The organism is Cumulibacter soli, from assembly GCF_004382795.1.
Classification (GTDB): Bacteria; Actinomycetota; Actinomycetes; order Mycobacteriales; family Antricoccaceae; genus Cumulibacter; species Cumulibacter soli.
In genome coordinates this window covers 238,102-263,846 of record NZ_SMSG01000003.1, presented here as the reverse complement: position 1 = coordinate 263,846, position 25,745 = coordinate 238,102, and the positions used below count along the sequence as shown (strand labels likewise).

20 protein-coding genes are annotated in these 25,745 nt (G+C 64.1%); 2 read left to right on the top strand and 18 right to left on the bottom strand.

Annotation, left to right across the window (positions count from 1 at the left end; all coding sequences use genetic code 11):
• Positions 1–103 precede the first annotated feature (103 nt).
• Positions 104–1,564 (bottom strand): tRNA (N6-isopentenyl adenosine(37)-C2)-methylthiotransferase MiaB, encoded by a 1,461-nt coding sequence (gene miaB, locus E1H16_RS08020; protein WP_134323178.1) that lies wholly within the window; start codon positions 1,562–1,564, stop codon positions 104–106.
• Positions 1,565–1,823: 259 nt separating this feature from the next.
• On the opposite strand from miaB, the gene E1H16_RS08015 reads away from it, so the two are divergent.
• Positions 1,824–2,567 carry a transporter substrate-binding domain-containing protein gene (locus tag E1H16_RS08015; RefSeq protein WP_134323177.1) on the top strand — a complete coding sequence of 248 codons (744 nt, stop codon included), beginning with the start codon at positions 1,824–1,826 and terminating at the stop codon, positions 2,565–2,567.
• A gap of 10 nt (positions 2,568–2,577) precedes the next feature.
• Here E1H16_RS08015 and rny read toward each other — a convergent pair whose 3' ends face one another.
• From rny to E1H16_RS07985, 6 genes are all read right to left on the bottom strand, one after another.
• Positions 2,578–4,596, bottom strand: coding sequence for a ribonuclease Y (gene rny, locus E1H16_RS08010; protein ID WP_134323176.1), 2,019 nt, complete (start codon positions 4,594–4,596; stop codon positions 2,578–2,580).
• A gap of 229 nt (positions 4,597–4,825) precedes the next feature.
• Positions 4,826–5,332, bottom strand: coding sequence for a regulatory protein RecX (locus tag E1H16_RS08005; protein WP_134323175.1), 507 nt, complete (start codon positions 5,330–5,332; stop codon positions 4,826–4,828).
• Between the two features lie 3 nt (positions 5,333–5,335).
• A complete protein-coding gene (gene recA, locus E1H16_RS08000) occupies positions 5,336–6,385 on the bottom strand; it encodes a recombinase RecA (RefSeq protein WP_134323174.1) in 1,050 nt (349 codons plus the stop codon).
• A gap of 216 nt (positions 6,386–6,601) precedes the next feature.
• Positions 6,602–6,796, bottom strand: a complete 195-nt coding sequence (locus tag E1H16_RS07995) for a DUF3046 domain-containing protein (protein ID WP_134323173.1) — start codon at positions 6,794–6,796, stop codon at positions 6,602–6,604.
• Positions 6,797–6,938: 142 nt separating this feature from the next.
• Positions 6,939–8,084, bottom strand: a complete 1,146-nt coding sequence (locus E1H16_RS07990; protein WP_134323172.1) for an acyl-CoA dehydrogenase family protein — start codon at positions 8,082–8,084, stop codon at positions 6,939–6,941.
• A complete protein-coding gene (locus tag E1H16_RS07985; protein WP_166741668.1) occupies positions 8,081–8,950 on the bottom strand; it encodes an LppM family (lipo)protein in 870 nt (289 codons plus the stop codon). The genes E1H16_RS07990 and E1H16_RS07985 overlap by 4 nt, the downstream gene beginning before the upstream one ends.
• Before the next feature lie 62 nt (positions 8,951–9,012).
• Here E1H16_RS07985 and E1H16_RS07980 point away from each other — a divergent pair, with 62 nt between their 5' ends.
• On the top strand, positions 9,013–13,491 hold the full coding sequence (locus E1H16_RS07980) for an ATP-dependent helicase (protein WP_134323170.1): 4,479 nt from the start codon (positions 9,013–9,015) through the stop codon (positions 13,489–13,491).
• A gap of 10 nt (positions 13,492–13,501) precedes the next feature.
• Here E1H16_RS07980 and E1H16_RS07975 read toward each other — a convergent pair whose 3' ends face one another.
• The 11 genes from E1H16_RS07975 to E1H16_RS07925 all read right to left on the bottom strand — a co-directional run bounded on the left by E1H16_RS07975 (position 13,502) and on the right by E1H16_RS07925 (position 25,742).
• Positions 13,502–14,950 (bottom strand): glycine hydroxymethyltransferase, encoded by a 1,449-nt coding sequence (locus E1H16_RS07975; protein WP_134323169.1) that lies wholly within the window; start codon positions 14,948–14,950, stop codon positions 13,502–13,504.
• 17 nt (positions 14,951–14,967) lie between these two features.
• Positions 14,968–16,173 (bottom strand): phage shock envelope stress response protein PspM, encoded by a 1,206-nt coding sequence (gene pspM, locus E1H16_RS07970; RefSeq protein ID WP_134323168.1) that lies wholly within the window; start codon positions 16,171–16,173, stop codon positions 14,968–14,970.
• A 119-nt stretch (positions 16,174–16,292) separates the two neighbouring features.
• Positions 16,293–17,117 carry a PspA/IM30 family protein gene (locus E1H16_RS07965; RefSeq protein ID WP_134323167.1) on the bottom strand — a complete coding sequence of 275 codons (825 nt, stop codon included), beginning with the start codon at positions 17,115–17,117 and terminating at the stop codon, positions 16,293–16,295.
• A 93-nt stretch (positions 17,118–17,210) separates the two neighbouring features.
• A complete protein-coding gene (locus E1H16_RS07960; protein ID WP_134323166.1) occupies positions 17,211–18,017 on the bottom strand; it encodes a hypothetical protein in 807 nt (268 codons plus the stop codon).
• 12 nt (positions 18,018–18,029) lie between these two features.
• The gene (locus E1H16_RS18755) at positions 18,030–18,350 is read right to left on the bottom strand and encodes a helix-turn-helix domain-containing protein (RefSeq protein WP_279586363.1); all 321 of its coding nucleotides are present in this window, start codon (positions 18,348–18,350) and stop codon (positions 18,030–18,032) included.
• A 104-nt stretch (positions 18,351–18,454) separates the two neighbouring features.
• On the bottom strand, positions 18,455–18,970 hold the full coding sequence (locus E1H16_RS07950) for a CinA family protein (RefSeq protein WP_134323164.1): 516 nt from the start codon (positions 18,968–18,970) through the stop codon (positions 18,455–18,457).
• Positions 18,963–19,574, bottom strand: coding sequence for a CDP-diacylglycerol--glycerol-3-phosphate 3-phosphatidyltransferase (gene pgsA / locus E1H16_RS07945; protein WP_134323163.1), 612 nt, complete (start codon positions 19,572–19,574; stop codon positions 18,963–18,965). Before pgsA ends, E1H16_RS07950 begins: the two co-directional genes overlap by 8 nt.
• Positions 19,574–21,016, bottom strand: a complete 1,443-nt coding sequence (gene rimO / locus E1H16_RS07940) for a 30S ribosomal protein S12 methylthiotransferase RimO (RefSeq protein ID WP_243837786.1) — start codon at positions 21,014–21,016, stop codon at positions 19,574–19,576. Before rimO ends, pgsA begins: the two co-directional genes overlap by 1 nt.
• Positions 21,017–21,044: 28 nt before the next feature.
• On the bottom strand, positions 21,045–23,822 hold the full coding sequence (locus E1H16_RS07935) for a DNA translocase FtsK (RefSeq protein ID WP_166741667.1): 2,778 nt from the start codon (positions 23,820–23,822) through the stop codon (positions 21,045–21,047).
• 73 nt (positions 23,823–23,895) lie between these two features.
• Positions 23,896–24,753 carry an ABC transporter permease gene (locus tag E1H16_RS07930; RefSeq protein WP_134323162.1) on the bottom strand — a complete coding sequence of 286 codons (858 nt, stop codon included), beginning with the start codon at positions 24,751–24,753 and terminating at the stop codon, positions 23,896–23,898.
• The gene (locus E1H16_RS07925; protein ID WP_134323161.1) at positions 24,750–25,742 is read right to left on the bottom strand and encodes an ATP-binding cassette domain-containing protein; all 993 of its coding nucleotides are present in this window, start codon (positions 25,740–25,742) and stop codon (positions 24,750–24,752) included. Before E1H16_RS07925 ends, E1H16_RS07930 begins: the two co-directional genes overlap by 4 nt.
• Between the last annotated feature and the right edge of the window lie 3 nt (positions 25,743–25,745).

The window sequence follows — 25,745 nt, the reverse complement described above, 5'->3', positions numbered from 1 at the left end:
GCTCGTTCTGAGACCCCTGATCATCGCGGAGTTCGCTGCGGCAACCGCGACCGACGCTCGGCAATGTCGGAAACACTTGGCATACCGAGGAAGCGGGACTGAACTAGCCGCGCCTGATGCTCGGCATACCCAACAGAACCCCCGGCGACTGAGGCGCGGTAGCTGACTCGCTGAGGTCGCCGGCGCGGGTACGACGGTGCGTGAGCAAGTCGGTATCGGCGTTCAGGTGATGCGGCGCGGCGTACGTGATCGTCGTGGTAACCACGTCACCGGGACGCACGGCTGCCTGCACCGCTGGTCCGGACGGCGTGAAATGCACCAGGCGTCCGTCACGGGCACGCCCACTCATTCGGTTCGTGTCCGCGTCCTTGCGACCCTCGCCGACCGCCACGAGCAGTTCGACCTCACGTCCCACGAGTTTCTTGTTCTCGTCCCAGCTGATCTGGTTCTGTAACTCGACGAGTCGCTCGTACCGCCGCTGCACGACCTCCTTGGGCACCTGCTGTTCCATCGTCGCTGCCGGCGTTCCGGGGCGTGGCGAGTACTGGAAGGTGAAGGCGCTGGAGAAGCGCGCGCGCCGCACGACCTCGAGCGTCTGCTCGAACTCCTCCTCGGTCTCGCCGGGGAACCCCACGATGATGTCCGTGGTGATCGCTGCATCCGGCATTGCCGCGCGCACCCGATCGAGGATCGCCAGGTACCTATCCGGACGATACGAGCGCCGCATTCGCTTGAGCACCGAGGCGGAGCCGGACTGCAACGGCATGTGCAATTGATGGCACACGTTCGGGGTTTGGGCCATCGCGTCGATCACCTCGTCGGTGAAGTCTCGCGGGTGCGGAGAGGTGAACCGCACGCGTTCCAAACCCTCGATGTCACCGCAGGCCCGCAGTAAGTTCGCGAACGCGGACCGATCTGCAAATTCAACGCCGTAGGCATTCACGTTCTGGCCGAGCAGCGTCACCTCCAGCGCCCCGTCGCTGACGAGCGCAGACACCTCGGCGAGGATCTCACCCGGGCGGCGGTCCTTCTCACGCCCGCGTAATGCGGGCACGATGCAGAACGTGCAGGTGTTATTGCAGCCCACCGAGATCGACACCCAGCCGGCGTACGTCGATTCGCGTTTCGCGGGAAGAGTCGAGGGAAACTGTTCGAGCGATTCGAGGATCTCGACCTCGGCCTGCTTATTGTGTCGGGAACGCTCCAGCAGCGCCGGCAGCGATCCGACGTTGTGCGTGCCGAAAACGACGTCGACGTACGGCGCCTTCTGCACGATCGCGTGCTTGTCCTTCTGCGCGAGGCAACCGCCGACTGCGATCTGCAGATCCGGATTCGCGCGTTTCACTGGCGCCAGGTGTGACAGGTTGCCGTACAGCTTGTTGTCTGCGTTCTCGCGCACCGCGCAGGTATTGAATACGACGATATCGGCCTGCTCACCGTCGAGTGCGGCGATGTAACCGTTGGCTTCCAGGACGCCGGCGAGTCGCTCTGAATCGTGGGCGTTCATCTGGCAGCCGTACGTCTTGATTTCGTACGTGCGCTGCTGAGTGTCGATGGAGGTCATAGCCCATCCAGGTTACGCGTCCGAGTGCCATCGCACGCCGATAGGCCGGGTGATCTTGCCCGGGCAGCGGGTTCCCTCGGTTCGATGAGACTCGGCGGCTGGCGATATTATCGGCGCGCTGCTGGATTCACCTGGAGGACACGTGCGGCGAGCATGGATAGGCACAGCCGCCCTGGGGCTATTGCTGGCTGCGGGGTGCTCTGGTTCGACTCCGAGCGATCGTGGGGACGAGCAGGTTTCCTACGCTGCGGACACCACCATGGCAGAACTCGCCCAGGCTGGATCGATTCGCATCGGGGTCAAGACTGATGTGCCTGATCTGGGCTACCGCACCTCCGGCGCCGCCGACCCGATTGGATTTGACGTCGAGATCGCCAAGCTGGTCGCCGCAGAGCTCGGAATCACCGAGGAGAACATCGACTGGGTCTCAATGACCACTTCTGGCCGCGTCGAGTCGCTACTGGAGGACGACGTCGACCTGGTAATCGCCTCGTTCAGCATTACCCCACAGCGTTCGGACAAAGTCGGTCAGGCCGGCCCCTATTACCTCACGGGACAGCAGTTGATGATCCGGAACGACGAGGACGACATCCTCGACGTCGACGATATGGCTGGCAAGTCTGTGTGTTCGGTCGAAGGCTCGACGTCGAATGAGGCCATCGTCGCCAAGGGCGCGAACACGGTGGAGTACGACTCGTACGCGCTGTGCATCGAAGCATTGCTCGATGGTGACCTGGACGCGGTGTCTACCGACGGCGCGATTCTCGCCGGGTTCATCAAGATGTATCCCGACGAGCTTCGGATCACCGGCCTACCGTTCACTTCCGAACGCTACGGAATTGGCTACAAACTCGGCGACCAAGCGATGTGCAACTTCTTGCGTGAAGTCCTGCTGCAGTCGTACGACGACGGCAGCTGGAAGGCCGCGTACGAATCAACACTCGGCGCTGACGGTATTGAGGCGCCGATTCCGCCAATGCCGGACGAGTGTCCGCCGAACTGAGCCGGTCACCTCACCGCGCAATCTCGCTCGCGCGTGACTCGCGTACGACGGTGACGCGGATTTGCCCCGGATAGGTGAGCTCAGATTCGATCTGCGCCGCGACGTCCTTCGCGATCCGGTACGCGCCGCCATCGTCGACCTCAGTGGGTCGCACCATGATGCGCACCTCTCGGCCGGCCTGCATTGCGAAGACCCGTTCGACGCCGTCTTGGCTTGAGGCGATCGACTCGATGCGCTCGAGCCGCTCGACGTACGCTTCGACCGACTCGCGCCGCGCCCCGGGGCGACCGCCCGAGCACGCATCGCATGCCTGCGTCAGCACCGCCTCAATCGTTTGTGGCGCAACCTCATCGTGGTGTGCCTCAATTGCGTGGGCGACCTCCTCGGACTCGCCGTACTTGCGGGCGAGCTCAGCTCCGATGATCGCGTGCGAGCCTTCGCGCTCGTGCGTCACGGCCTTGCCGATGTCGTGCAGGAACGCCCCACGCTTCACCAGCTCCGCGGGAACGCCGAGTTCGGCAGCCATCGCCGAGGCAATGTGCGCACACTCGATGAGGTGCAGCAGCACGTTCTGCCCATAGGAGGTGCGGAACCGCAACCGCCCCAGCAGATGTTTGAGTTCTGGGTGAAGATCGTCGATGCCAACGTCGAGGAGCGCATCCTCGGCGGCGCGAGCGCAGATCTCGTCGACCTCCACGCGGCTGCGCTCGTACGCCTCTTCGATCCGGTGCGGGTGAATCCGACCGTCGGAGACGAGTTTCTCCAGCGTGAGCCTGCCGATCTCTCGGCGCACCGGATCGAAGCACGATAGCAACACTGCCTCGGGGGTGTCATCGATGATGAGGTTGACACCGGTCAGGGTCTCAAACGCACGGATATTGCGTCCTTCACGACCGATGATCCGCCCCTTCATGTCGTCGTTCGGCAGATGCATAACCGCGACCACGCTTTCGGCGGTCTGCTCACTGGCAACTCGAGCGATCGAGTCAGCGACAATCTTCTTCGCGCGGGCGGTCGCTTCCTGGATCGCCTCTTGTTCAATCCGTCGCCCGATCAACGCTCCCTCGCGTCTCGCCGCGGACTCCTGCGTGGCTAGCAATTCGTCCTTTGCCTCCGGCGCAGTCATACCGGCGACACGCTCAAGTTCAGCCATCGCTGCGGCTTCGCGTCCGGCGAGATCCTCCTCGCGTTCGACAGCTTCCGCAGCCTCTTCCCGTAACGCGATGCTCTGTTGGTCGAGCCGTTGCGCTTCGGCTTCAAGCCGGTTCTCGCGCTCCGTCAGCCGATCATCGCGCCGCTGCGCCTCTGCCAGTACGGTTCGAGATCGCTCAAGAATCCGTTCGGCATCACGCTCCGCATCACTGCGGGCGGCCAGCATCATCTCACTGATCTCCAACTCCGCGTCCCGACGCGCGGTGGCCAGGTCAGCGTTTATCCGCGCCCGGATTCCCTGCGCAGCGACCCGTGTGGCCTTGGCGTCGGCAAGCGCAGCCCGTCGGGTCGCCTCGATCTCCTCCTCGAGTTCGTCGCGAATCTCTTCCCGAAGCTCCTCAGCGAGTTCGTCGCGAATACGTTCACGAGCTACGACGTCGAACTCCGCGCTGACCTGACGCCGGGCAGCCAGGCGTGCCTCGACCAAGGCAGCAGCTTTGGCCTCGTTTCGACCCGCGCGCTTACCTTGTGCGTACCCGGAGGCCCGACCCTCTTCCAACGCGGCAAGGCGCGCTTCGGCTACCCGTTCCTGCAGCACCTCGTCATCGACACCGACCCGCTCATTGTTGGTGGCCGGACCTGCCACGGCGGCGGATCCGTCCGGCTCTGCGGCGCGAGCAGGGTCACTCGCAGGACCGCTCACGTCTGTGCGGTCGGCTCCGACGTTGGCGGGCGACGGGGTGGGCTGTGAGTCCGCGGTCGCGGATCGCGTCGTTGACGTGGCAACTAGCCGCCGGACGAACGCCACCCCGATCGCGAGCAGTACGAGCACTACGACGAGCACAACGATCAACACGATGTCGAGCACGGGCGGCATGCCAGGAATCCTTTCGGCCAAGCCGCACCGAAGGCAGGACGACGAACACTGCCCGGAACTTCCGGGCGCCGCACGTGGCGGCGTATGGCCGGCCGCTCACGGTCGTCGGGCCGGTTCTGCACGTGAGTTGAAGCATGACCGAGAATTGCTGCACAGTGTGTTAAGTCCCGCTCGTCGGTGAGACGCGCGGTGAAGATGTTTCTCTTGCGAGGTTATGCCGCCGGTCCAACTAGCGGCAACCGGGCTCCACCGGCAACTCCTCGAGGATCTCACTCACTAGCGACCAGGACCGCGATGAGGAGTAGCCCTTGCGTGCCAGGACGCCGCAGAGCCGCCGCGCAACCTTGTCGCGATCGGCACGCTCACGTGGCAACGTCGCGGGCGCCTTGCGGCGCAGCAGTGCGCGAGCCCGGTCGTCCTCGTCGTCTGTCGCGAGATCCTGCAGAGCCTCCTCGATCAGGGGCTCGAGTACGCCTTTGCGTCGCAGTTCTGCCCGCAGGGCCGGTGCCGTGAGCGTCTTGTTCACAGATCTGCTCCGTACCCAAGACTGCGCAAACTCTGCATCGTTGACGTACCCGGCGCGAACCAGCCGCTCGAGGACAGCGTCAATCACGCCGTCCTCGTAGCCTCGTTCGGCCAGCTTGGCTCGTAGATCCTGCTCGGTGCGTGCGGCTGAGGTCAGGCGGCGCAGGCAGTACGTAAACGCCAACTCCTCCGCACGCTGCAGATCAGCCATGCGCTAGAAATCGACGGGTGCCGGCGCGATCTCGTCAGCGGCCTCTTCTGCCGCGCCCTCGATGAGGCCCAACTTCTCCCGTAGTCGGCGGTCAATCTCGTCGGTGAGTTCGGGATTGTCACGCATGAACCGGCGGACGTTCTCCTTACCCTGACCTAGCTGGTCCCCGTCATACGTGTACCAAGCACCGGCCTTACGAATCAACCCGTGTTCGACCCCAAGATCGATCAGCGAACCTTCCCGGCTGATCCCCTGTCCGTACACGATGTCGAACTCGGCTTGTTTGAACGGCGCGGCGACCTTGTTCTTCACAATCTTCACCCGCGTACGGTTCGCGACCGCATCGCCACCGTCCTTCAACGTCTCAATCCGGCGTACGTCGAGGCGAACCGATGCGTAGAACTTCAGCGCACGACCACCCGTGGTCGTCTCCGGTGACCCGAACATCACGCCGATCTTCTCGCGCAGCTGATTGATGAAGATCGCAGTGGTACCCGAGTGGGACAGCGCACCGGTGATTTTACGCAGCGCTTGGCTCATCAACCGCGCCTGCAAACCGACGTGGCTATCGCCCATCTCGCCTTCAATCTCGGCTCGGGGAACCAACGCCGCCACCGAGTCGACGACCAACACATCGATAGAGCCGGAGCGAATCAACACATCAGCGATTTCCAGAGCCTGCTCACCGGTGTCCGGCTGGGACACCAACAGCGCGTCGGTATCGACCCCTAACGCCTTCGCGTACACCGGATCCAGCGCGTGCTCTGCATCGATGAACGCAGCGATACCGCCCGCCTTCTGCGCGTTTGCTACGGCGTGTAACGCGACAGTGGTCTTACCCGACGATTCGGGCCCATAGACCTCGATCACTCGCCCACGGGGTAGTCCGCCAATGCCGAGAGCCGCGTCAAGGGCGAGCGACCCTGTGGAAATGGCGGCGACCGGCGCGCGCTGATCGTCCCCCAATCGCATGATCGAGCCCTTACCGAATGACTTTTCGATCTGCGCGAGAGCGTTATCGAGCGCCTGCTCGCGATCCATTGCTGCTGCCATTGCTCCGCCTTAGTGTCCGTGCCCGGTTGTGACTCACCCGGGTGCCTCTGATGTATCCGTCTGCGCGATGTTCAACTTTGTGCGCTGACCACGCTACGGAGTTGTTCCGACAAATTCTGTTGAGACAGGCCCGCGGTGGAAAACCACCTCGTCTGTGGATAACAGCGTATACGTACAACTGTACGACGTACATCTGTACTATCGCGACACGCCGAATCAACTGAGCGAATACGGGACGTCGAACGTTTCGCACACGGCGCGCCATATTTCTTTCGTGTCGACGCCGTCGGCGATCGCTTGCTCGACGGTGCGGCCACCCAGGGCCGACATCACATGGTCTTGCGCCACTGAACTGACATAAGCCGGCCCGAAATGAGCAGTCATCCGCTCCCAGAAGTCGGTCAGCCGCACGCGCTCCCCCAAGTCGTCGGTACCTCAGATGCCCAGTATCGCAGCACTGCTGGCCGGAAAACGCAGCGAAACGGGGCGGAACCACGATCGGTCGGGACCCAACCTTCTTGCCAGGTCCCGACCGATCGCGCTGAGCACTGCTCTACAGGCCCATCGACCGCCCAACGATCTCGCGCATGATCTCGTTGGTTCCGCCGTAAATTGACTGAACACGCCCGTCACGGAAGAACCGTGCGATCGGGTACTCGTTCATATAGCCGTATCCGCCATGCAGCTGCAGGCAGCGATCAGCAATCTGGTTCTGCAAGGTCGAGAACCACATCTTCGCACCGGCCGCCTCGACGGCGGTGAGTTCGCCGGCGTTGTGGGCAGTGATCATCGCGCTCAGGTGCGAACGCGCGACCTGGGCCTGCACATTCATCTCTGCAAGTTCAAAGCGCGAGTTCTGGAAGTTGCCGATCGGCTGACCGAAGGCTTGCCGGTTCTTCACGTAATCGAGCGTCTGCGCCAACATGCCGTCGATCGCGCCCATGGAGGCAACACAGATGGTCAGCCGCTCCTGTGGCAGGTTGTTCATCAGGTGGTAGAAACCGCGACCACGCTCACCAAGCAGGTTTTCCTTCGGCACGCGAACATTGTCGAAGAACAGTTCGGCGGTGTCTTGCGATTTCAGCCCGATCTTGTCCAGGTTGCGACCGCGCTCGAACCCCTCGGTGCCACGCTCTACTACGATGAGGCTCAGCGACTTCGATCCGGGCTTGTCTTCCTCCGTGCGCGCCACGACGATCACCAGGTCCGAGAGGATTCCGTTGGTGATGAACATCTTCGAACCGTTGATGACAAAGCTGTCACCGTCCTCGCGCGCAGTGGTGCGTACCGCTTGCAGATCCGAGCCGGTACCCGGCTCGGTCATCGCGATCGCGGTCACCAGATCGCCGCTGCAGAACCCGGGCAACCAACGCTGCTTCTGCTCGTCAGTGGCAAGTTCGTTCAGGTACGGCGCTACGACATCGTTATGCAGGGTGACACCGAATCCGGGTGTCGATAGCCGGTTGCTCTCCTCACCGATAATGGCGTTGAACCGGTAGTCGGCCATACCGCCGCCGCCGTACTGCTCATCGACGTCCATGCCCAGCAGGCCCGCGCGTCCGGCCTCCCGCCACACCTCCCGATCGATCTGGCCGTCGGCCTCCCACTGGTCGTAGTTCGGGTACACATGCTTGGCGTAGAACGCCTGCACCGACTCGCGAAACGCCTCGTGCTCGGCTTCGTACAGCGTGTCCTTCATTCCGGTTCCTTCCATAGCGGTCGCGGCGGCGGCCACCCACCCAGGTTCGACTGATGTTCCGGGCGCACTCTAGACGCCCGCACGCCAGGGTTGGCAACCGGATCGGGTCGGGCGCCGTCGGCGCGGATTTCCGATGATGGTGTAACAGTTCCTGCGCTGCGGATACGACGCGCCAGCAGCCATCCGGCGACAGCGACGAGCACCGCTCCCCCGCCAAAAACGGCAGCCCAATACGGATCGATTGATCGGGTGCCGCCCTGCGTCGCGCCGTCCGCGCATGGCGAGTGCACGCTCGCGGTCAGGGTGTTGACCTCGAACGGGGTCAGGTCCCAGGTGAGCGTCCCGCCGGACTCGACCCCATTGGTGTCAATAACCGATCCGGGGACCGTCAACGACACGGTCAACTCCGCGGTCTTCGAGATGTATTCCGCACCTTGGGTATCCAGACCGTCGTAACTGAGATCGACGCTCATCGAGACCTCCAGCATGTCACCGTCTCGGCTCAGCACTAACTCCCCGCCGTGCTCGCCGAGCGGCGCAAATGCAGCGACATCGTCGAAGCTGGCATGCGTAAAAGTGACTTTGTAGCCAGCTTCATGAGCGTGCGTAAACGAAGCCACGACGATGTCCTCACTCGCGCTTTGCGGGGGCTGTAGCGCAGCGTCGGCAGGGATGGCGGGCGCCTGTGATGCGCTGACCGGGTCGGGCGCTCGCGCGGCGATGATGATAATGCCGGAGACGGCGTCATCGCGATGGATCGTCAATGCTTCGGTATAGCGCAAGCAACCGGACAAGGTGACCATCACGACCGCGACGAACACTACGGCGAGCCGGGCGAGCGGCCGCGCGGTAGATCGGGATGGCATACCCAAATCCTGCCACGTCACATCGGTGTTTCGTGTCGGCGACAGGGTGCAAGATGGGTGCCATGTCGACATCCGGTAGCGCAGCGCCCTCAGCCGCGGCTCTCGAGGGGTTCAACGCAGCTACGCGAGCGTGGTTCACCGACTCATTCGACGCACCGACCGCTGCGCAGGCCGGTGCATGGCGATCCATCGCCAGTGGAGCGCACACGTTAGTCGTCGCCCCGACCGGTTCCGGAAAGACGCTCGCTGCATTCCTGTCCGCGCTCGACGATGTGCTGACGTCACCGGCACCTGCCGATCCCGCACATCGCTGCCGTGTGCTCTACATCTCGCCGCTCAAGGCGCTCGCCGCCGATGTGGAACGCAATCTGAACGCACCGCTGATCGGTATCTCGCATGCGGCGTCCCGGCTCGGCGCGGACGTCAACCCCGTTGAGGTCAGCACGCGGACCGGTGACACGCCAGCGGGCGAACGTCGCGCCTTCGCCCGACGTCCCGGTGACATCCTGATCACCACGCCAGAATCATTGTTCCTGCTACTGACCAGTCAGGCGCGACGCGCACTGAGCGGAGTGCACACCGTGATCGTGGACGAGATCCACGCGCTCGCCGGCACCAAACGAGGCGCGCACCTGGCTGTCTCACTCGAACGGCTCGACGAACTGCTCCAGAATCCGGCGCAGCGGATCGGGCTTTCGGCAACGGTGACACCGACGGACGAGGTCGCCGCGTTCCTGGCCGGCTCGCATCACCCGGCCACGGTGGTGCAGCCCGCGGCAAACAAGACGCTCGACCTCAAGGTCGTCGTGCCGGTGGAAGACATGTCCGATCTGTCGTCCGAAACCGACGACTCGGGAACGTTGCGGCGCTCGATTTGGCCCGCGGTCGAAGAGTCTGTGCACGCGCTAATCGAAGAGCACCAATCGACCATCGTCTTTACCAATGGACGGCGAGCAGCCGAACGTCTCACCTCGAAACTCAACGAGCGAGCCGCGGGCGTGCCTGAGGTCGCGGCGCAGCCAGCGGAGATCATCGCGCAAAGCGGTGTCTCCTCCGCCGTCGAGCACGTGATCGCGCGCGCACACCACGGATCGGTCAGTCGCGAACAACGCCAACTCGCCGAAGAGGGCCTCAAGGACGGAAGCCTGCCTGCGGTCGTCGCCACTAGCAGCCTTGAGCTCGGCATCGATATGGGCGCGGTGGACCTCGTCGTCCAGGTAGAAGCACCGCCATCGGTCGCGTCCGGACTGCAACGCGTGGGGCGTGCCGGGCACCAGGTCGGCGCACCAAGTTCCGGCGTGTTCTTTCCCAAACATCGCGGTGACCTCGTGACGACCGCGGTCGTCGTCCAACGCATGTACGACGGCGATATCGAGCCGCTTCGGATGCCGAGCAACCCGCTGGATGTCCTCGCCCAACAGATCGTGGCGATTCTCGCCGGCGCCGAGTACCGAGTGAGCGACCTATATGACCTGATACGCCGCGCCGCGCCGTACCGAGCGTTGCCAGAGTCCGCCTTTCTGGCCGTACTCGACATGCTCGCGGGGCGTTACCCGAGCGAGCAGTTCGCCTCGCTGCGGCCGCGAATTGTGTGGGACCGCAACGGCGACCTCGTCCGCGGACGACCGGGCGCGCAACGACTCGCGGTTATTTCCGGCGGGACGATCCCCGACCGGGGCATGTTCGGTGTCTTCCTAGCCGGTGATGAACGTGGCGGACGACGGGTCGGCGAACTCGACGAAGAGATGGTTTATGAATCGCGAGTCGGCGACGTCTTTCTCTTGGGCACGTCGAGCTGGCGCATCGTCGAGATCACGCATGACCAGGTCCGGGTAGTACCGGCGGGCGGCGCACCCGGCCGGATGCCTTTCTGGCGCGGAGAACAACAAGGCAGGCCCCTGCCATTAGGGCGCGCGATCGGTGCGTTTCTACGGGACATCGATGCCGGGCGGACGCCGAGCGCCATGGGCTACCTGGATGAGTCTGCTCGCCGCAACCTCAGCGAGTACCTCGCCGCTCAACGGGCGGCTACCGGCGTCGTACCGCATGATCGGCGCGTGCTGATCGAGCGGTTCCGCGACGAACTCGGCGACTGGCGCATCGTGGTGCATTCGCCGTTCGGTGATCAAGTCAACGCGCCATGGGCGCTGGTGATCGGCGCACGGTTGGAGCGCGAATACGGCTCGGCTGCACATGCCATGCACGCCGACGATGGAATCGTGCTGCGCATACCGGACACGACTGGTGAACCCCCGGACGTCGACATCGTGGCCATTGACCCGGCGGACGCCGAACGACTGGTCACCGAACAGTTGATGTCGTCGTCGTTGTTCGCGAGTCGATTTCGCGAGTGCGCCGCGCGGGCATTGCTGTTGCCCCCGCGCGACCCATCCAAGCGATCACCGCTGTGGCAGCAACGGCAACGAGCGGCGCAATTATTGGCGATCGCCGCAGGATACGACGACTTTCCCATCATCCTCGAGACGTTGCGGGAGTGCCTGCAGGATGTCTACGACGTTCCCGGGTTCATCGAGGTACTCGCCGCGATCGAACAGCGCACGATCACGCTGCACGAAGTGGAAACGACGTCGGCGTCACCGTTCGCCCAATCGTTGCTGTTCGGATATATCGCTGCATTCATGTACCAGGAGGATGTTCCGCTGGCCGAGCGTCGCTCCGGTGCCCTCTCACTCGACCTGTCGCTCTTGCGCGAACTGCTAGGCAACCTCGAGTTGCGCGAGCTGCTCGATGCCGAAGCGATCGCCGAGATCAATGCCAGACTGCAGTATTTGACGCCGGAAAGAGCAGTCACCTCGGCCGAGCGGCTCGCCGATGCGTTACGCGAACTCGGCGATCTTTCGGCTGCCGAAATCGAGCAGCGCGGTGCACAGACGGCCTGGGCCACCGAACTTCTCGCCGAGCGGCGTGCCCTGCTGCTGCGCATCGGCGGTGTGCAGCGATACGTCGCGATCGAAGACGCCGGCCGATTCAAGGATGCTCTGGGCATCGCGCTGCCGGTAGGTGTGCCGGAGGCGTTCACCACACCGACGGCGCACCCGCTGCAAGAGCTCATCGCTCGGTACGCCCGTACCCACGGGCCGTTCGAACTCAGCGTCCTGGCCGCTCGGTTCGGTGTCGGCACGGAACCTGCTCGCCGCGCCCTCGCATCCCTCGAGGCCGCCGGGCAGGTCACGCGCGGCGAGCTCAGCCCCGGCGAGAGCGGCGTGCAATGGTGCGATTCCGATGTATTGCGTCGCATCCGGCGGCGCTCGTTGGCGCGATCACGCGCCGAAGTCGAACCGGTCGGACAGGGTGCCTACGCGCGGTTCTTGCTCTCCTGGCACGGTGTCGGCACGCGTACGCACCGCGGAATTGACGGCGTATACGCCGTCATTGAGCAGTTGGCAGGGTGTGCGCTCGGCGCGACTGGTGTTGAATCGCTGGTCCTCGGCAACCGCATCACCGACTACTCGCCCGACCAACTCGACTCGTTAATGGCGGCCGGCGAGGTCGTCTGGGTTGGCGCAGCTGCCGCAGGAACGACGGACGGTTACGTGCGGCTGATGCCGGCAGATCTACTGGACCTACTGCCCGAGGCGCCACCGGTCGAGAACTCGCTCGAACTAGCCATATTGCAGGCAGTGCAGTCGCGGCAAGCGTCCTTCTTCCGGGACATCTTGACCGACCTGCGAGAACGCGGCTATCAGGAGCCCGAGGCCGATATCGTCGATGCGCTGTGGCGCCTCGTGTGGGCCGGTCACCTCACCAATGACACTTTCGCGCCGTTACGCGCTCGCTTGCAACCGACACGACGCACGACCGCTACCCCGAGCCGTCGCTCGCGCCTCGGGCGTGCGCGTGCTCGCGTCGCGTCGTTGACTCCGCCGTCGGTCAGCGGTCGCTGGTCCGTCGTTCCGCGACCGGCCGAGGCAGTAGATGCGCGACTGCTCAGCGACGTCCTGGTGGAGCGCTACGGCATCCTGACCCGCGGGCCTGTGCAGTCCGAAGGGGTAGTCGGTGGATTCGCTGCGCTGTATCCGGTGCTCGCTGCGTACGAGGACGCCGGACGGTTGCGGCGCGGATACTTCGTCGACGGCCTTGGAGCCGCTCAGTTTGCTACCGCCGGCGCCGTGGATCGGCTACGCGCGCAGCCGGAGGATCACGCCGCAGTCGTGCTCGCCGCTACCGATCCGGCCAACGCGTACGGCGCGGCTCTCGAATGGCCAGCCCCTCAGGGGATCGATGGTGCTCACCACCACCGACCGGGACGTAAACCCGGCGCATTAATCGTTCTGGTTGGTGGCGCACCCGTGCTGTACCTCGAGCGCGGCGGCAAGACATTACTTAGCTTCACCGATGACGACAACGCCTTGACGTGTGCGGCGCAGGCACTGGGCGCAGCCGTCACCGAGGGCAGCGTCGGCGCGCTGCACGTACAGCGCGCCGACGGTGATGACATCGACAGCCACGGGCCACTGGCACAGGCGTTACGTACGGCCGGGTTTCGACTCACGCCCCGCGGTCTGCGACTACGCGTATGAGCGAGGCAGCCTAGAGTTCGAGCCCCGGATAGAGCGGGTGCGCATCGAGCATCTCCGCCGCCGCCGACTTGGTCCGATCGGCGATACCCTCAGCGAGGCTGTACGACGCCTTGGACGGCGCACCAGCTTTCGTGGTCCCCGGCTCGGTGTTCTTCAGCACGTTCACTACCAGATCGGCGACAACGTCGAAGTTGTCGGCGGTGAATCCGCGGCTGGTCAGCGCGGGCGTACCGAACCGAATACCCGAGGTGTACCAGGCACCGTTCGGGTCGGCCGGGACCGAGTTGCGGTTCGTCACGACGCCGGCATCGAGCAGCGCCGACTCAGCTTGACGTCCGGTCAAACCGAACGAAGACACGTCCAGCAGCACCAGGTGATTGTCCGTACCGTCGGTGACCAGCTTCGCGCCGCGCCGCATCAGACCATCAGCAAATGCCTTGGCGTTATCGGCGACCTGCTGGGCGTATGCACCGAACGCGGGCTGGCGCGCCTCGGCCAACGCGACTGCCTTCGCAGCCATTACATGTGAAAGCGGGCCGCCGAGCACCATGGGGCAGCCGCGATCGACCGATGAGGCGAACTCCTCCTGCGCGAGCACTACACCGCCGCGCGGACCACGCAGCGACTTATGGGTGGTCGTCGTCGTGACGTGCGCGAACGGGACGGGGTTTTCATCACCGGTGAAGACCTTGCCAGCGACCAGGCCGGCGAAGTGGGCCATATCGACCATCAAGGTCGCGCCGACCTCGTCGGCGATTTCGCGCATCTTGGCGAAGTTGACGCGTCGCGGGTACGCCGAGTATCCGGCAACCATGATCAGCGGCTTGAACTCGCGCGCGGCCGCAGCGACCTGGTCGTAGTCCAGCAGCCCGCTGGCTGGGTCGGTGCCGTACTGACGTTGGTAGAACATCTTCCCCGAGATGTTCGGCCGGAAACCGTGAGTCAGGTGACCTCCGGCGTCCAGCGACATACCGAGCAGCCGCTGGTTACCGAGTTCGGCCCGCAGCGTTTCCCAGTCAGCCTCGGTGAGTTCGTTGACGTTCTTCGCGCCCAGCTTCTCCAGGCCTGGCCCCTCGATACGCTGGGCCAAAATTGCCCAGTACGCAACGAGGTTTGCATCGATGCCGGAGTGCGGCTGCACGTACGCGTACGGCGCACCAAACAACTCACGAGCATGTTCCGCGGCCACCTGCTCCACCGTGTCGACGTTCTGGCAACCGGCGTAGAACCGGTGCCCTACGGTGCCCTCGGCGTACTTGTCGCTCATCCACGTACCCATCGTCATGAGCACCGGCAGCGAGGCGTAATTCTCGCTGGCAATCAGTTTCAGTGAGGCCCGCTGGTCGTCGAGCTCTTGGCGAGTCGCATCGGCGATCCGTGGCTCGATTCCGGCGATCACATCGAGGGCATTGCGGTAGATCTCAGAAGCTCGGGCGTTCGTAACGTGCGCGTCGGTCATGGCGGTAAGGATATCGCTCAGTCAGCGAGGCCCCGCTGCCGGTTCTGCGTACGTCCGGCTCGCGGCGCAGACGGTCGCGACCGCGGCGAAGATGGCGGTTGTGATCTCGTCGGAGTCGAGTGCGGTTCGTCCCAGGAGCGCTGCATCGGAATGTCGTAATTGACTTGGCGCAACCCCTCGGCGAGCCCCTGCAAGCGGTCCGCCGCATCGCTCATCGAATGACTGGTGGGGTCACTCCACCCTGCCCCACTCATCTCACCCAAGACAGTCGCTGCAGCCTCAACGAGTTTCTGATGTGCGTCCACTCCGTCCTCGTACTGTGCCACCGCGCGCGCCAGTGCAGCATCGAGCGAGCGCGGATCGCCCGCGGCGCCCTGGGCTCGTTCAAGTTTGATCACCCGTTCGGCGTACGCCGACAACGCCTCTTCGCTCTCGCGCGCTAGTTCGCCCAACTCGGGCGCTATAGCTTCGACGTCCGGGAGCAATTCAGCCAGCGCCTTCTTCTGCGCAACGAGCCGCCGCGTCGGCTCGTACGCGAGCGAGGCACGGTCCGGTAGTGGTATCGAGTACGCCGAAGCGCCGCGCAGCGACACCGCCTGGGCCGATGCGGCACCGAGACGCTGCGCCTCCTCATCGGCCAATTTCTGGTAGCGGCGACCTCGCCGCGCCAATGCAAACGCACCGGCACCGACACCTGCCGTAACGACGCCGGAGGACACGGCCGCTGGTGGCTTGTCCGCGACCGCGGCACTCGCGGTGCCAGCGAGTCCGCCGAGCGACAACACGCCCAGGGTTACCGCACCGGCCTTGTTCCGGCGCGCGCTACCTTGCGCCTTACGCATCGGCGCCTCGAGGCGCTTGCGCTCACGCTCAGCCGCGTGCTCTTGCAGCATTTCCTTGTAATCTCTGGCCTGGCTGGTGGACATCCGGATTCCGGTCGCCATCAACTGCTTGAGTTCGCCGGCCAGCGACGCCACCGACTGCGACGAGGTGCGCGACGGTTGGTCAGGCTGAGCTCGGGTGCTCCCGGAGCCCGTGACGTCGTCCTCAGCGAAGTTCCGGCTGGTATCGGACGGCCCCGAAGAAGAGTCGTCCCGAGACGCCTGCGATTGCCGCGGCGGTGGGTACGAATCGTTCACCTTGCGTACCCGGTCGGCGATCTGCTGTACGACCGTGGCCGCAAGGTCACTCCACAGGTTGTCATTCTTGCGTGGGGAGGTCATGCCCATTCCTCGTCGTCGTAACGCGTCGCGCCGTGCTCGCGCCCTTCTATTAGACCCGAAAGCGGCGGTCTCGCGGTGGATTCCACCGCGAGACCGCCGCTACTGAACGGGATCGGAATCTACTGAGCCGTACCGTCAGCCTGACGCTGCGGAGTGGTCGGCTGCGCGGGGGCCGGTGTCGCCGTGGGCGCCGCCGAGCCGCTGGTGGAGCCGCCGAGTTTGTTGCCGCCCATGCTCGCGCGCAACTGGTCGAGGCGGGCATGTCCTGCCATGTCCAGCGTCGAACGCTCCACTTCAAGTGCCCGACCCTCGGCCGAGTTCTCGTGCAGTTCGGTCGATCCGAGCGCATTCGCGTACCGACGCTCGATCTTGTCGCGAACCTCGTCCAACGACGGGACGTTGCCCGGTGCGGACAACTCGCTCATCCGGTTCAGCGAAGCCGAGACCTGCTCCTGCATCTTCGCCTGCTCCAGCTGGCTCAACAGCTTCGTCCGCTCGGCAAGCTTGGTCTTTAGTCGATGCTGGTTCTGATCGACGGCTTCCTTGGCCTTCTGCGCGGCAACCAGAGACTGGTCGTGCATCTGCTTGAGGTCTTCCATCTGCTGCTCGGCAGCCACCAGCTTCGTCGCGAACGTCTGGGCCGTCTCCTCGTACTTCTGCGCTTCGGCCTCGTTGCCTTCGGCACGGGCTTTGTCCGCGAGAGTGAGTGCCTGGCGAGCGTTCGCCTGCGCCTTCTCGACCTCGTTCATCTGGCGGTTAAGCTTCATCTCCAGCTGCCGTTGGTTGCCGATGACGGCCGCGGCCTGCTGTGACAACTCCTGGTGCTGTTTCTGCGCATCCTCGATTGCCTGCTGAATCTGGATCTTCGGATCAGCCATCTCATCGACCTTGGCGCCGAACGCGGCCATGAGGTACTTCCAAAACTTCACGAATGGGTTGGCCATTGCGGCGCATCCTCCCGGTCGATGTGTGTCTGCGGTCGATTATGTGCGGAACGTAGTGCGACTGAACTCGATGTTATCGCGGGACCGTACCAATTATTCCGGTTGTGTCGGCGTGATCTGCGCCGAGTACTGGCGGGATTCGGAGATACCGGCCTGCAGACCGGCGAGCTGGTCGCTCAGACTCTGCAGGTGCTCGTCGCTGCCGATCGGCGACCCTGTCACGGTCGCGGCCGATGATGCCGCGGTTTCGCCCATGTGAGCCGATACGCCTTCTAAGCCACGCACCAAGGCTTCCATCCGAGCGATGAGGCCAGCTTCGGTCTGTTGCAAGCGGCTCCGTGTGTCCTGTTGGTCTGCCACCGCGTCGATGGCGTCCTGGCGATCCGCGGTGATGGCGAGTGTCGCGTCGGCGTCGGCGAGCGTCTTCTCCAACTGAGCGTGATCAGCGTTCAAATCACTGCCCGTGCCACGGAGCAGGCTCGCCTGTACCAGTGCCGCTTGCTGCGCCAGATCATCCAGCACCGGCAACGACAACTTCGCCTCGAAGAGCACGTTCTCCAACTGTCCGGCGATAATCGGCGACTCACAGTTCGCTACCAGTTGTTGCATGCTCGCGACAGTCCGATGCCCGCGCTGCTGCCACGCCTCGATAGCCGAGCCACGACGCACCCTCGCGACGGCAGCCGAATCACTGCCGGCCCCTACCGCTGGACGTGCCGACCGAGCACCTCTGCGTGGTAGGGCGCGCACTCCGAGGGTGGCAGCGTAGGCCAACACACCGATCCCGAGCGCAGCCAGTAACGCCGCTGTCACACCAGGGATTAAGAAGAAGGCCCCGACGGTGACAACGAAACCGACGACCAATGCCAGTGGATCAAGAAACGTGGATCGTGGGCTCATTGAAGCGACCGGCTAGACCGGGACGACCTCGCGATCGTCCTGCTCGAATACCAGGCGTACCTCGGCGGCGGCCGACGTTTCTTTGCCCGATTCGATGAACGCCGCATGGCGGAGGTCGGTGGACGCATCGTCCAGCAAATCTGCGAGCTCCAACTCAAGCGCATCGCAGATGCAGGCGAGCAATTCGGACGAGGCTTCCTTACGGCCACGTTCGATTTCCGAGAGATATCCCAGGCTCACCCGTGCGGACGCCGACACGTCGCGCAGCGAGCGCTTCTGATCCTCGCGGTGCGCGCGCAGATTGCTTCCGATGACTTCGCGGAGAAGCAGCAACTGGACCTCCTGTAGGGCGGGGCACCTCCCGGTTAACGCGCGGCATCGGGATGTGCTCACTAAGAACCCTACCCTGACGCACCCAACAACCGGTTGGTACTGATTCAACGCAACACCGGACCGTGATGTTCCCGGAGTCGTCGCAGCAACAACCGCAGCGCACCGGCCACAGCCTGATCGCGGATTTCCCCGCGATCGCCATGACATCGCAGGAGTTCGATGACGGTGCTGCCTGCACCGTGTACGGCGACGTACACAGTGCCCGGAGGGTGACCGTCTTGCGAACCTGGGCCGGCAACGCCGGTCAAGCCCACGCCCCAGTCGCTGCCGGTGCGCTGCATGGCGCCGGCTCCCAGGTAGCGCGCCGTTGGTTCGCTGACCGGGCCGTATTGGCTCAATACATCCTCGGGAACACCGGCGAGCGACGCTTTCAAAGCGGTGGCATAGACGATGAGACCGCCACGCACGACGGCGCTGGCTCCCGGAATCGTCGTCAGGGCTGCGGCACACAGACCTGCCGTCAGCGACTCAGCGGTACCCACGCTCTGGGCGCAATCGCGCAGCGCCGCGATCGTTTCGGCTGCAATGGCCTGTGTCGAAGGAGTCAGTAACTCACTCATGGGCGGTACCTGCGCGGGCTGCCGGCGCCCCTTTGACCAGCCGTATCGCGCGCTGGACATAGTCCAAAGCGGTCACCACCGTCAGCAGAATCGCCACGCCCATCAACCACCACCGTACGGTTCCCACGACTCCGTCGATCGGCAGGATATATAGCCAGATCGCCAACGATTGCGCGAAGGTCTTGGCCTTGCCTCCGCGACTCGCGGGGATCACGCCGAACCTGATCACGAGGAACCGCAGCACGGTGATGCCTAGTTCGCGCGCGAGGATCACGATGCTGACCCACCAGGGCAACAAGTCGAGAATCGACAGTCCGATCAGTGCCGCACCCATGAGCGCCTTGTCAGCGATCGGATCGGCCATCTTGCCGAAGTCGGTGACGAGGCCGTGTTTGCGCGCGAGGTCACCATCGAGTTTGTCGGTGGCGACCGCGATCGCGAACACGCCTGCTGCGATCCAGCGCCACCCGATTGAGGTCCCGCCGTCCTGCAGCATCGCAGTGATGAATACGGGTACCAGCAGGATCCGGATCACGGTGAGGAGGTTCGCGATGTTGTACACGCTGACGCGGCGCGCCGGCGCGCCCGGCGAGAGTTGTTCCATCACACGTCCTGGGCGAACTCGCCGATCAAGTCGACGCCTTCGGACGCGATAGCCCTCACCGGCACAAGGTCACCAACAGTGATCGCGCGGTCTCCGGGCTCCGGTACCAACACCGTCCCATCAACCTCCGGCCCCTGATGGTCGGCGCGCCCTTCGGCTCCGTCTTCGTTGATTTCTTCGATCAGCACCGTCATCCGATCGCCGACACGGTCCTCAGCGCGTTGCGCAGTGAGTTCGTCCACCAATGCGCTGATGTGCTCAACCCGGTCCGCGATTTCCGCCTCATCCACATGGCCGTCGAGTGTGACCGCCGCCGTTCCCTCTTCGTCGGAGTATCCGAACACCCCGACGGCATCGAGGCGCGCCTCGGTGAGAAAACGTTCGAGTTCGGCGACGTCCTCCTGGGTCTCCCCGGGGAAGCCCACAATGACGTTCGTGCGCACACCCACTTCGGGAGCCAGCCTTCTCGCCTGCTCGAGTAGCTCGAGGAAGGCATCGGTAGAGCCGAACCGCTTCATTCGTCGCAACACACTAGCCGACGAGTGCTGAAAAGACAGGTCCAGGTACGGCGCGAGCCCTGGCGTGCCCAGCAGCACGTCTAATAGGCCGGGACGCATCTCAGCGGGCTGCAAGTATGCGACGCGAACCCGCTCGAGCCCCTCGGTCTGCGCTAGCCGCGGCAGAAACGATTCCAGCAACCGCACATCGCCAAGATCCTTGCCGTACGACGTGGAGTTCTCGCTGACCAGGACGATCTCCTTCACCCCATCGTCAGCGAGCCACTGGGCTTCGTTCAGCACGTCCTCGGGGTTTCTGGAAATAAATGAGCCGCGGAACGACGGAATCGCACAGAATGTGCACCGCCGGTCACACCCGGAGGCGAGTTTGAGCGACGCGGTTGGGCCACCGACCAAGCGGCTACGCAGCACACGCGGCCCGCTTTTGGGTCGTCCCCGCAGGTCCTCGACTGGCGACTGTGTGCCACGATCACCATGGCCGGGGGTTGCGACGTGGACCGATGGTCGCTCGATCGGCGAGATCGGCAGCAGCGTGCGACGATCGGTCGGCGTGTGCGGCACCAACGACCGGCCGGCCAGCACATCATCGAGCCGGGCGGAAATATCGGCGTAGTCGTCGAACGACAGCACAGCGTCTGCTTCGGGAAGGCTCTCGGCCAGTTGCTTGCCGTATCGCTGTGCCAGACAGCCGACAGCCACGACCTTGGAACCGGAGTCTGCGGCGGCGAGAACGGCGTCGATCGAGTCCTTCTTCGCGGCGTCGATGAATCCACAGGTATTGACCACAACGACGTCCGCATCATCGGACGTCAACGACCATCCATGCTCGTTGAGACGTCCGGCTAACTCCTCCGAATCGACGTCGTTGCGGGCACAGCCCATCGTGACGACGTTGACTCGTCGCTGCCCACTCGTATCGCTCACGGACCTAGGTTAACCGCAGCTGTGTGCGCTATCCGTCGGACTCACCGCGCAGCGTCGCGAGTACCGCCGGGAGGTCGTCCGGTTTGGCCAAGACCTCGCGAGGTTTCGAACCTTCAGAGGGGCCTACGACGCCGCGCGTCTCGAGGATGTCCATCAGTCGACCGGCCTTCGCGAAGCCCACCCGCAACTTCCGCTGCAGCATCGAAGTCGAACCCAGCTGGCTGGTGATGATGAGTTCGGCTGCCTCGCACGCGATGTCCAGATCGCCGCCGATATCGCCGTCGATTTCCTTCTTCTCCGTGGCCGCAGCGGTAAGTACCTCTTCGCGATACTCGGGTTCGCGCTGTTCCTTGACCAACGCGACGACCTTCTCGATCTCCGCATCGTCGACGTACGCCCCTTGCAGCCGGATGGTGCTACTAGCGCCGGGACCGAGGTAGAGCCCGTCACCCTTTCCGGTGAGTTTCTCGGCACCGTTCTGATCCAGAATGACCCGCGAGTCGGTGCCTGAGGACGTCGTGAACGCCAGCCGCGACGGCACGTTGGTCTTGATCAGACCGGTGACGACGTCCGTCGACGGTCGCTGCGTGGCGAGCACCAAATGGATTCCGGCGGCGCGCGCCTTGGCGGTGATACGAACGATCGCGTCCTCGACGTCGCGGGGGGCGACCATCATCAAATCCGCCAACTCATCAACGATAGCGACGATGTAGGGATACGGCTTGTACTCGCGTTCGCTCCCTGGCGGGGTGGCGATCTCGCCGCTGCGCACCTTGCGATTGAAGTCATCGATGTGCCGCACGCGGGTGGCTTGCATGTCCTGGTAGCGCTGCTCCATCTCCTCGACCAGCCAGACGAGGGCGGTGGCTGCTTTCTTCGGGTCGGTGATGATCGGCGTGACGAGGTGTGGGATCCCCTCGTACGGCGTCATCTCGACCATCTTCGGGTCCACCAGGATGAGTCGTACGTCGTCCGGTGTGGCACGCATGAGCAACGACACGAGCATCGAGTTGATCGCTGAGGACTTACCGCCACCGGTCGCACCGGCGACGAGCAAGTGCGGAGTCTTGGCGATGTTCTCGGTGACGAACTTGCCCTCGACATCCTTGCCGAGCGCAACCAGTAGCGGGTGCTTGTCCTCGACGGTGTTCGCATCGCGAAGCACATCACCGAGGATCACGTACTCGCGGTCGGAGTTAGGTACTTCGATGCCCACGGCCGAGCGGCCTGGAATCGGCGCCAGGATACGGATCGCGGAGTTAGCCACGGCGTACGCGATGTTGTCCTGCAGTTGTTTGACCTTGCTGACCTTCACCGACGGCCCAAGCTCGACCTCGTAGCGAGTGACGGTGGGTCCTCGGGTGAATCCGACCACATCGGCATCCACCCCGAACTGCTCGAAAACGTCACCGATCGCGGCGATCGCATCGTCGTTGGCCTGGGTGTGCGTCTTGTGCTCGGCCCCAACGCTCAGGTTCGCCAGCGAGGGCAGCACGTATTCGGCGCCATCGTCGCCGACGGTGCGTTTCACGATCGCCGCGGCCTTCGCATCGAGGGCTGCCTTGGACGGCGGTCCCTGCACGAATTCCGGATTCGCCGACGTTGCGGCCTCGGCGCCCTTCTTCGGTTGCGGCAATACCGGGCTCAGCGCCTCATCGCCCTCCGGATCCAGCGCGGACTCCGCGGGCAGTTCGGTCGTCGCCACCTCGGGTGCCGCGTTCTTCGTCAGACCGAACTTGCGTCCCGACGTCCGTGGGGCGCGCTTACGCACTTCGGGTTCCGGTTGGGTCTCGGGCTCAGCTGTCGGCTCGGCGAGGTCCTCATCGGTGACCGAGCGCTTGGCCGATTGCCGCCGACGCGCCGGGCGGCGCAATCGCACGCTCGCCGCCTCGTCCGGGTCCATCTCATCGGGCGATGCCGCGTGGCCGCGAGGAACGGGCTCAGCTTGAACATCGTCAGCCTCGAGCGGTTGGCCCAGCAGCCACGCCCGCAGCTCGTGAAGCCGCTCCGGCACCATCCGAACCGGGGTGCCGGTGACGACCAGCAGCCCGAAAATCACCACAGCGCCCAGTACGAGCACGCCGAGCGCCACCAGGGCACCGCCGCCGTCGAACGGTCGAGCTGCAACCGACCCGAGCACTCCCCCAGCGCGTTCAATGTCGTCGGTGGCGGTCGGTGAACCGAACCCGAGATGAAACAGGCCCACGACGCCGATCAACACGCAGATCCAGCCGATCGCCAAGCGCCCGAATGCCTCGGGATCGCCCGCGGATCGGAACAGCCGCAGCGCAATGGCCACCAGCACGATCGGCAGGAAGGCAGCCACGCCCCCAAGAGCCCACAACTGGGCGTTCGCGACTCCGCGGCCTAAGGCGCCGCCAGTTTCCATCCACACGCCGAGTGCAGATACCGCCGCGACGACGATCAACAGTAGGCCGATGGCATCGCGGTGTTGCGCTCGTCCCTTGGAGAGTTCGCGCGCGAGCGCGTCATCTGCTATCTCAGCCGCAGACTTGCCACGAGAGCTTTCCTCCAGCGAGGAGTCCGGCAATATCGCCGGATGTGCACCGACCCGGAAGAGTCCCGCCACTGCCTGAGCGATGGCGTTCCAGACAAACAAGAGCGATCGGAAGAATCCGATCACCAACTTCGGAAAGCCACCGATCTCGGTCGCGCGGGCTGATTCAGGGGAAGAGCCGCCACCAGCAGGCTTACGGGTCGTCCGGGGCCGGCTCGTTCCCGAGCCGGCCCGCGCATTCGATCGCCGCGTGGGCTTGCTAGCAGGGGCCTGACGGGCTGCTGCCATGCCCACCACCCTAGTGCACCACCCGACCATCCCGTCACATTTGCCCCATTGGCCCCAGGTGTCGCAGGTGTGATTAGTCCGTCGTACGCCGGCGATAGGCGCGCAGAGCCAGCGGAGCGATGACCAACGAGATCAGCACGGACCAGCCGATGCTGACCCAGATTGAATGCTGCAACGGCCAGGCCGCCGTACTCGGTGTTGCGGTCCCGCCGAGATTGCCCCACAACTCGCGCAGTGATTGCACCAGCGCCGAGATCGGATTCCACTCAGCGATGACCTGCAGCACGCGTGGCATGTTCTCCGTCGGGGCGAAGGTGTTCGCCAGGAAGGTGATCGGGAAAATCGTCGTAAACATGACGCCGTTCACACCCTCCAACGTACGGATCGCCGACCCGACGAGGATCCCGATCCAGATCATCGCGAAACCGAACAGCAGTAACAGGGCGAAAGCCAGTGCGGCGCGCCCGACGTCGGTTCGGATCCGCCAACCGATCAACAGCCCGGTGACGGCCATGACCACCACGCCGATGCTCGAGTGGATGAGGCTCGACACGCTACGCGACACCAGGACGGCACTACTGCTCATGGGCAATGAACGAAACCGGTCGATGATGCCCTTCTGCAAATCGTTGGTGAGGCCGATCGCCACGACGAACGCCGCGAACGTCATCGTCTGCGCCATGATTCCGGGGAGCAACCATTCGCGATAGCCAGCGGCACTGCCGGTCTGGATCGAACCGCCAAACACGAATGCGAACAGCAGCACGAACATGATCGGCTGGATGGTCACGTCCGACAGCATCTCGGGCTGGCGCTTGATGTGGATCAGGTTCCGCCGTACCAGAGTTTGGATCTGGCGCGGGTATGACGCTCGTTGCGGGCTCTGTACGGGCGTCTCTTGTGGCGGATTCTTTACTGGCGTCGTGGTCATCCTCGCGCCCCTTCGGAAATAGCGGCGGCCGGTTCGTCGGCGCTCGGTTCGGTCTCGGCGCGGTGTCCGGTCAGTTTGAGGAAGACGTCGTCCAGGCTCGGCCGCTGCAGACCAATGTCGTCGAGCGGCATCCCGCTGCGCTCGAACAGCGAAACGAGTTGAGTCATCGCCCCCAACCCCTCCGCCGGGGCTGTGATCTGACGAGCATCCGCGTCCACCTGCACGTCCTGGACCACCTGGCGAACGATTTCTGCCGCTTCCTGAAGACGATCGGCATGCGACACCGTCACAACCAGTCGCGCCGCGCCGGACTGATCCTTCAGTTGCAACGCAGTGCCCTGCGCGATGATTGCGCCCTTATCGATCACGATGATGTTGTCGGCGAGTTGGTCAGCCTCTTCGAGGTACTGAGTGGTCAGCAGCAGCGTCGTGCCGCCCCGGACGAGCCCACGAAGCACGTCCCATAGTTCGTTGCGGCTGCGTGGATCCAGCCCCGTTGTCGGTTCGTCGAGGAACAGCACCGGCGGCGCCGCGATCAGGCTCACCGCGAGGTCGATACGACGGCGCATACCGCCCGAGTAGTCCTTGACCACCTTGTCCGCCGCGTCCGTGAGGGAGAACTGTTCGAGTAACTGATCGGACAACGCGCGCACCTGCTTCGGCGCGAGACCATAAAGTTCGCCGATGAGGCGCAAATTCTCTCGACCGGTCAGCAGTTCATCGACTGACGCGGCCTGACCGGTCAGACCCATCGCACCGCGCACCTTATCGGGCTGCGTGCGGACGTCGTACCCAGCGACCCGAGCGACTCCTTCGGTGGGCTCAGACAAGGTCGTCATCATCCGGACGATCGTTGTCTTCCCGGCGCCGTTAGGACCGAGCAGACCGAGGACGGACCCTTTCGGCACGGCGAAACTGACATCATTGACGGCGGTGAAGTCGCCGAATTTCTTGATTAGGCCGACTGCTTCAATGGCAGGCTGATTCATACC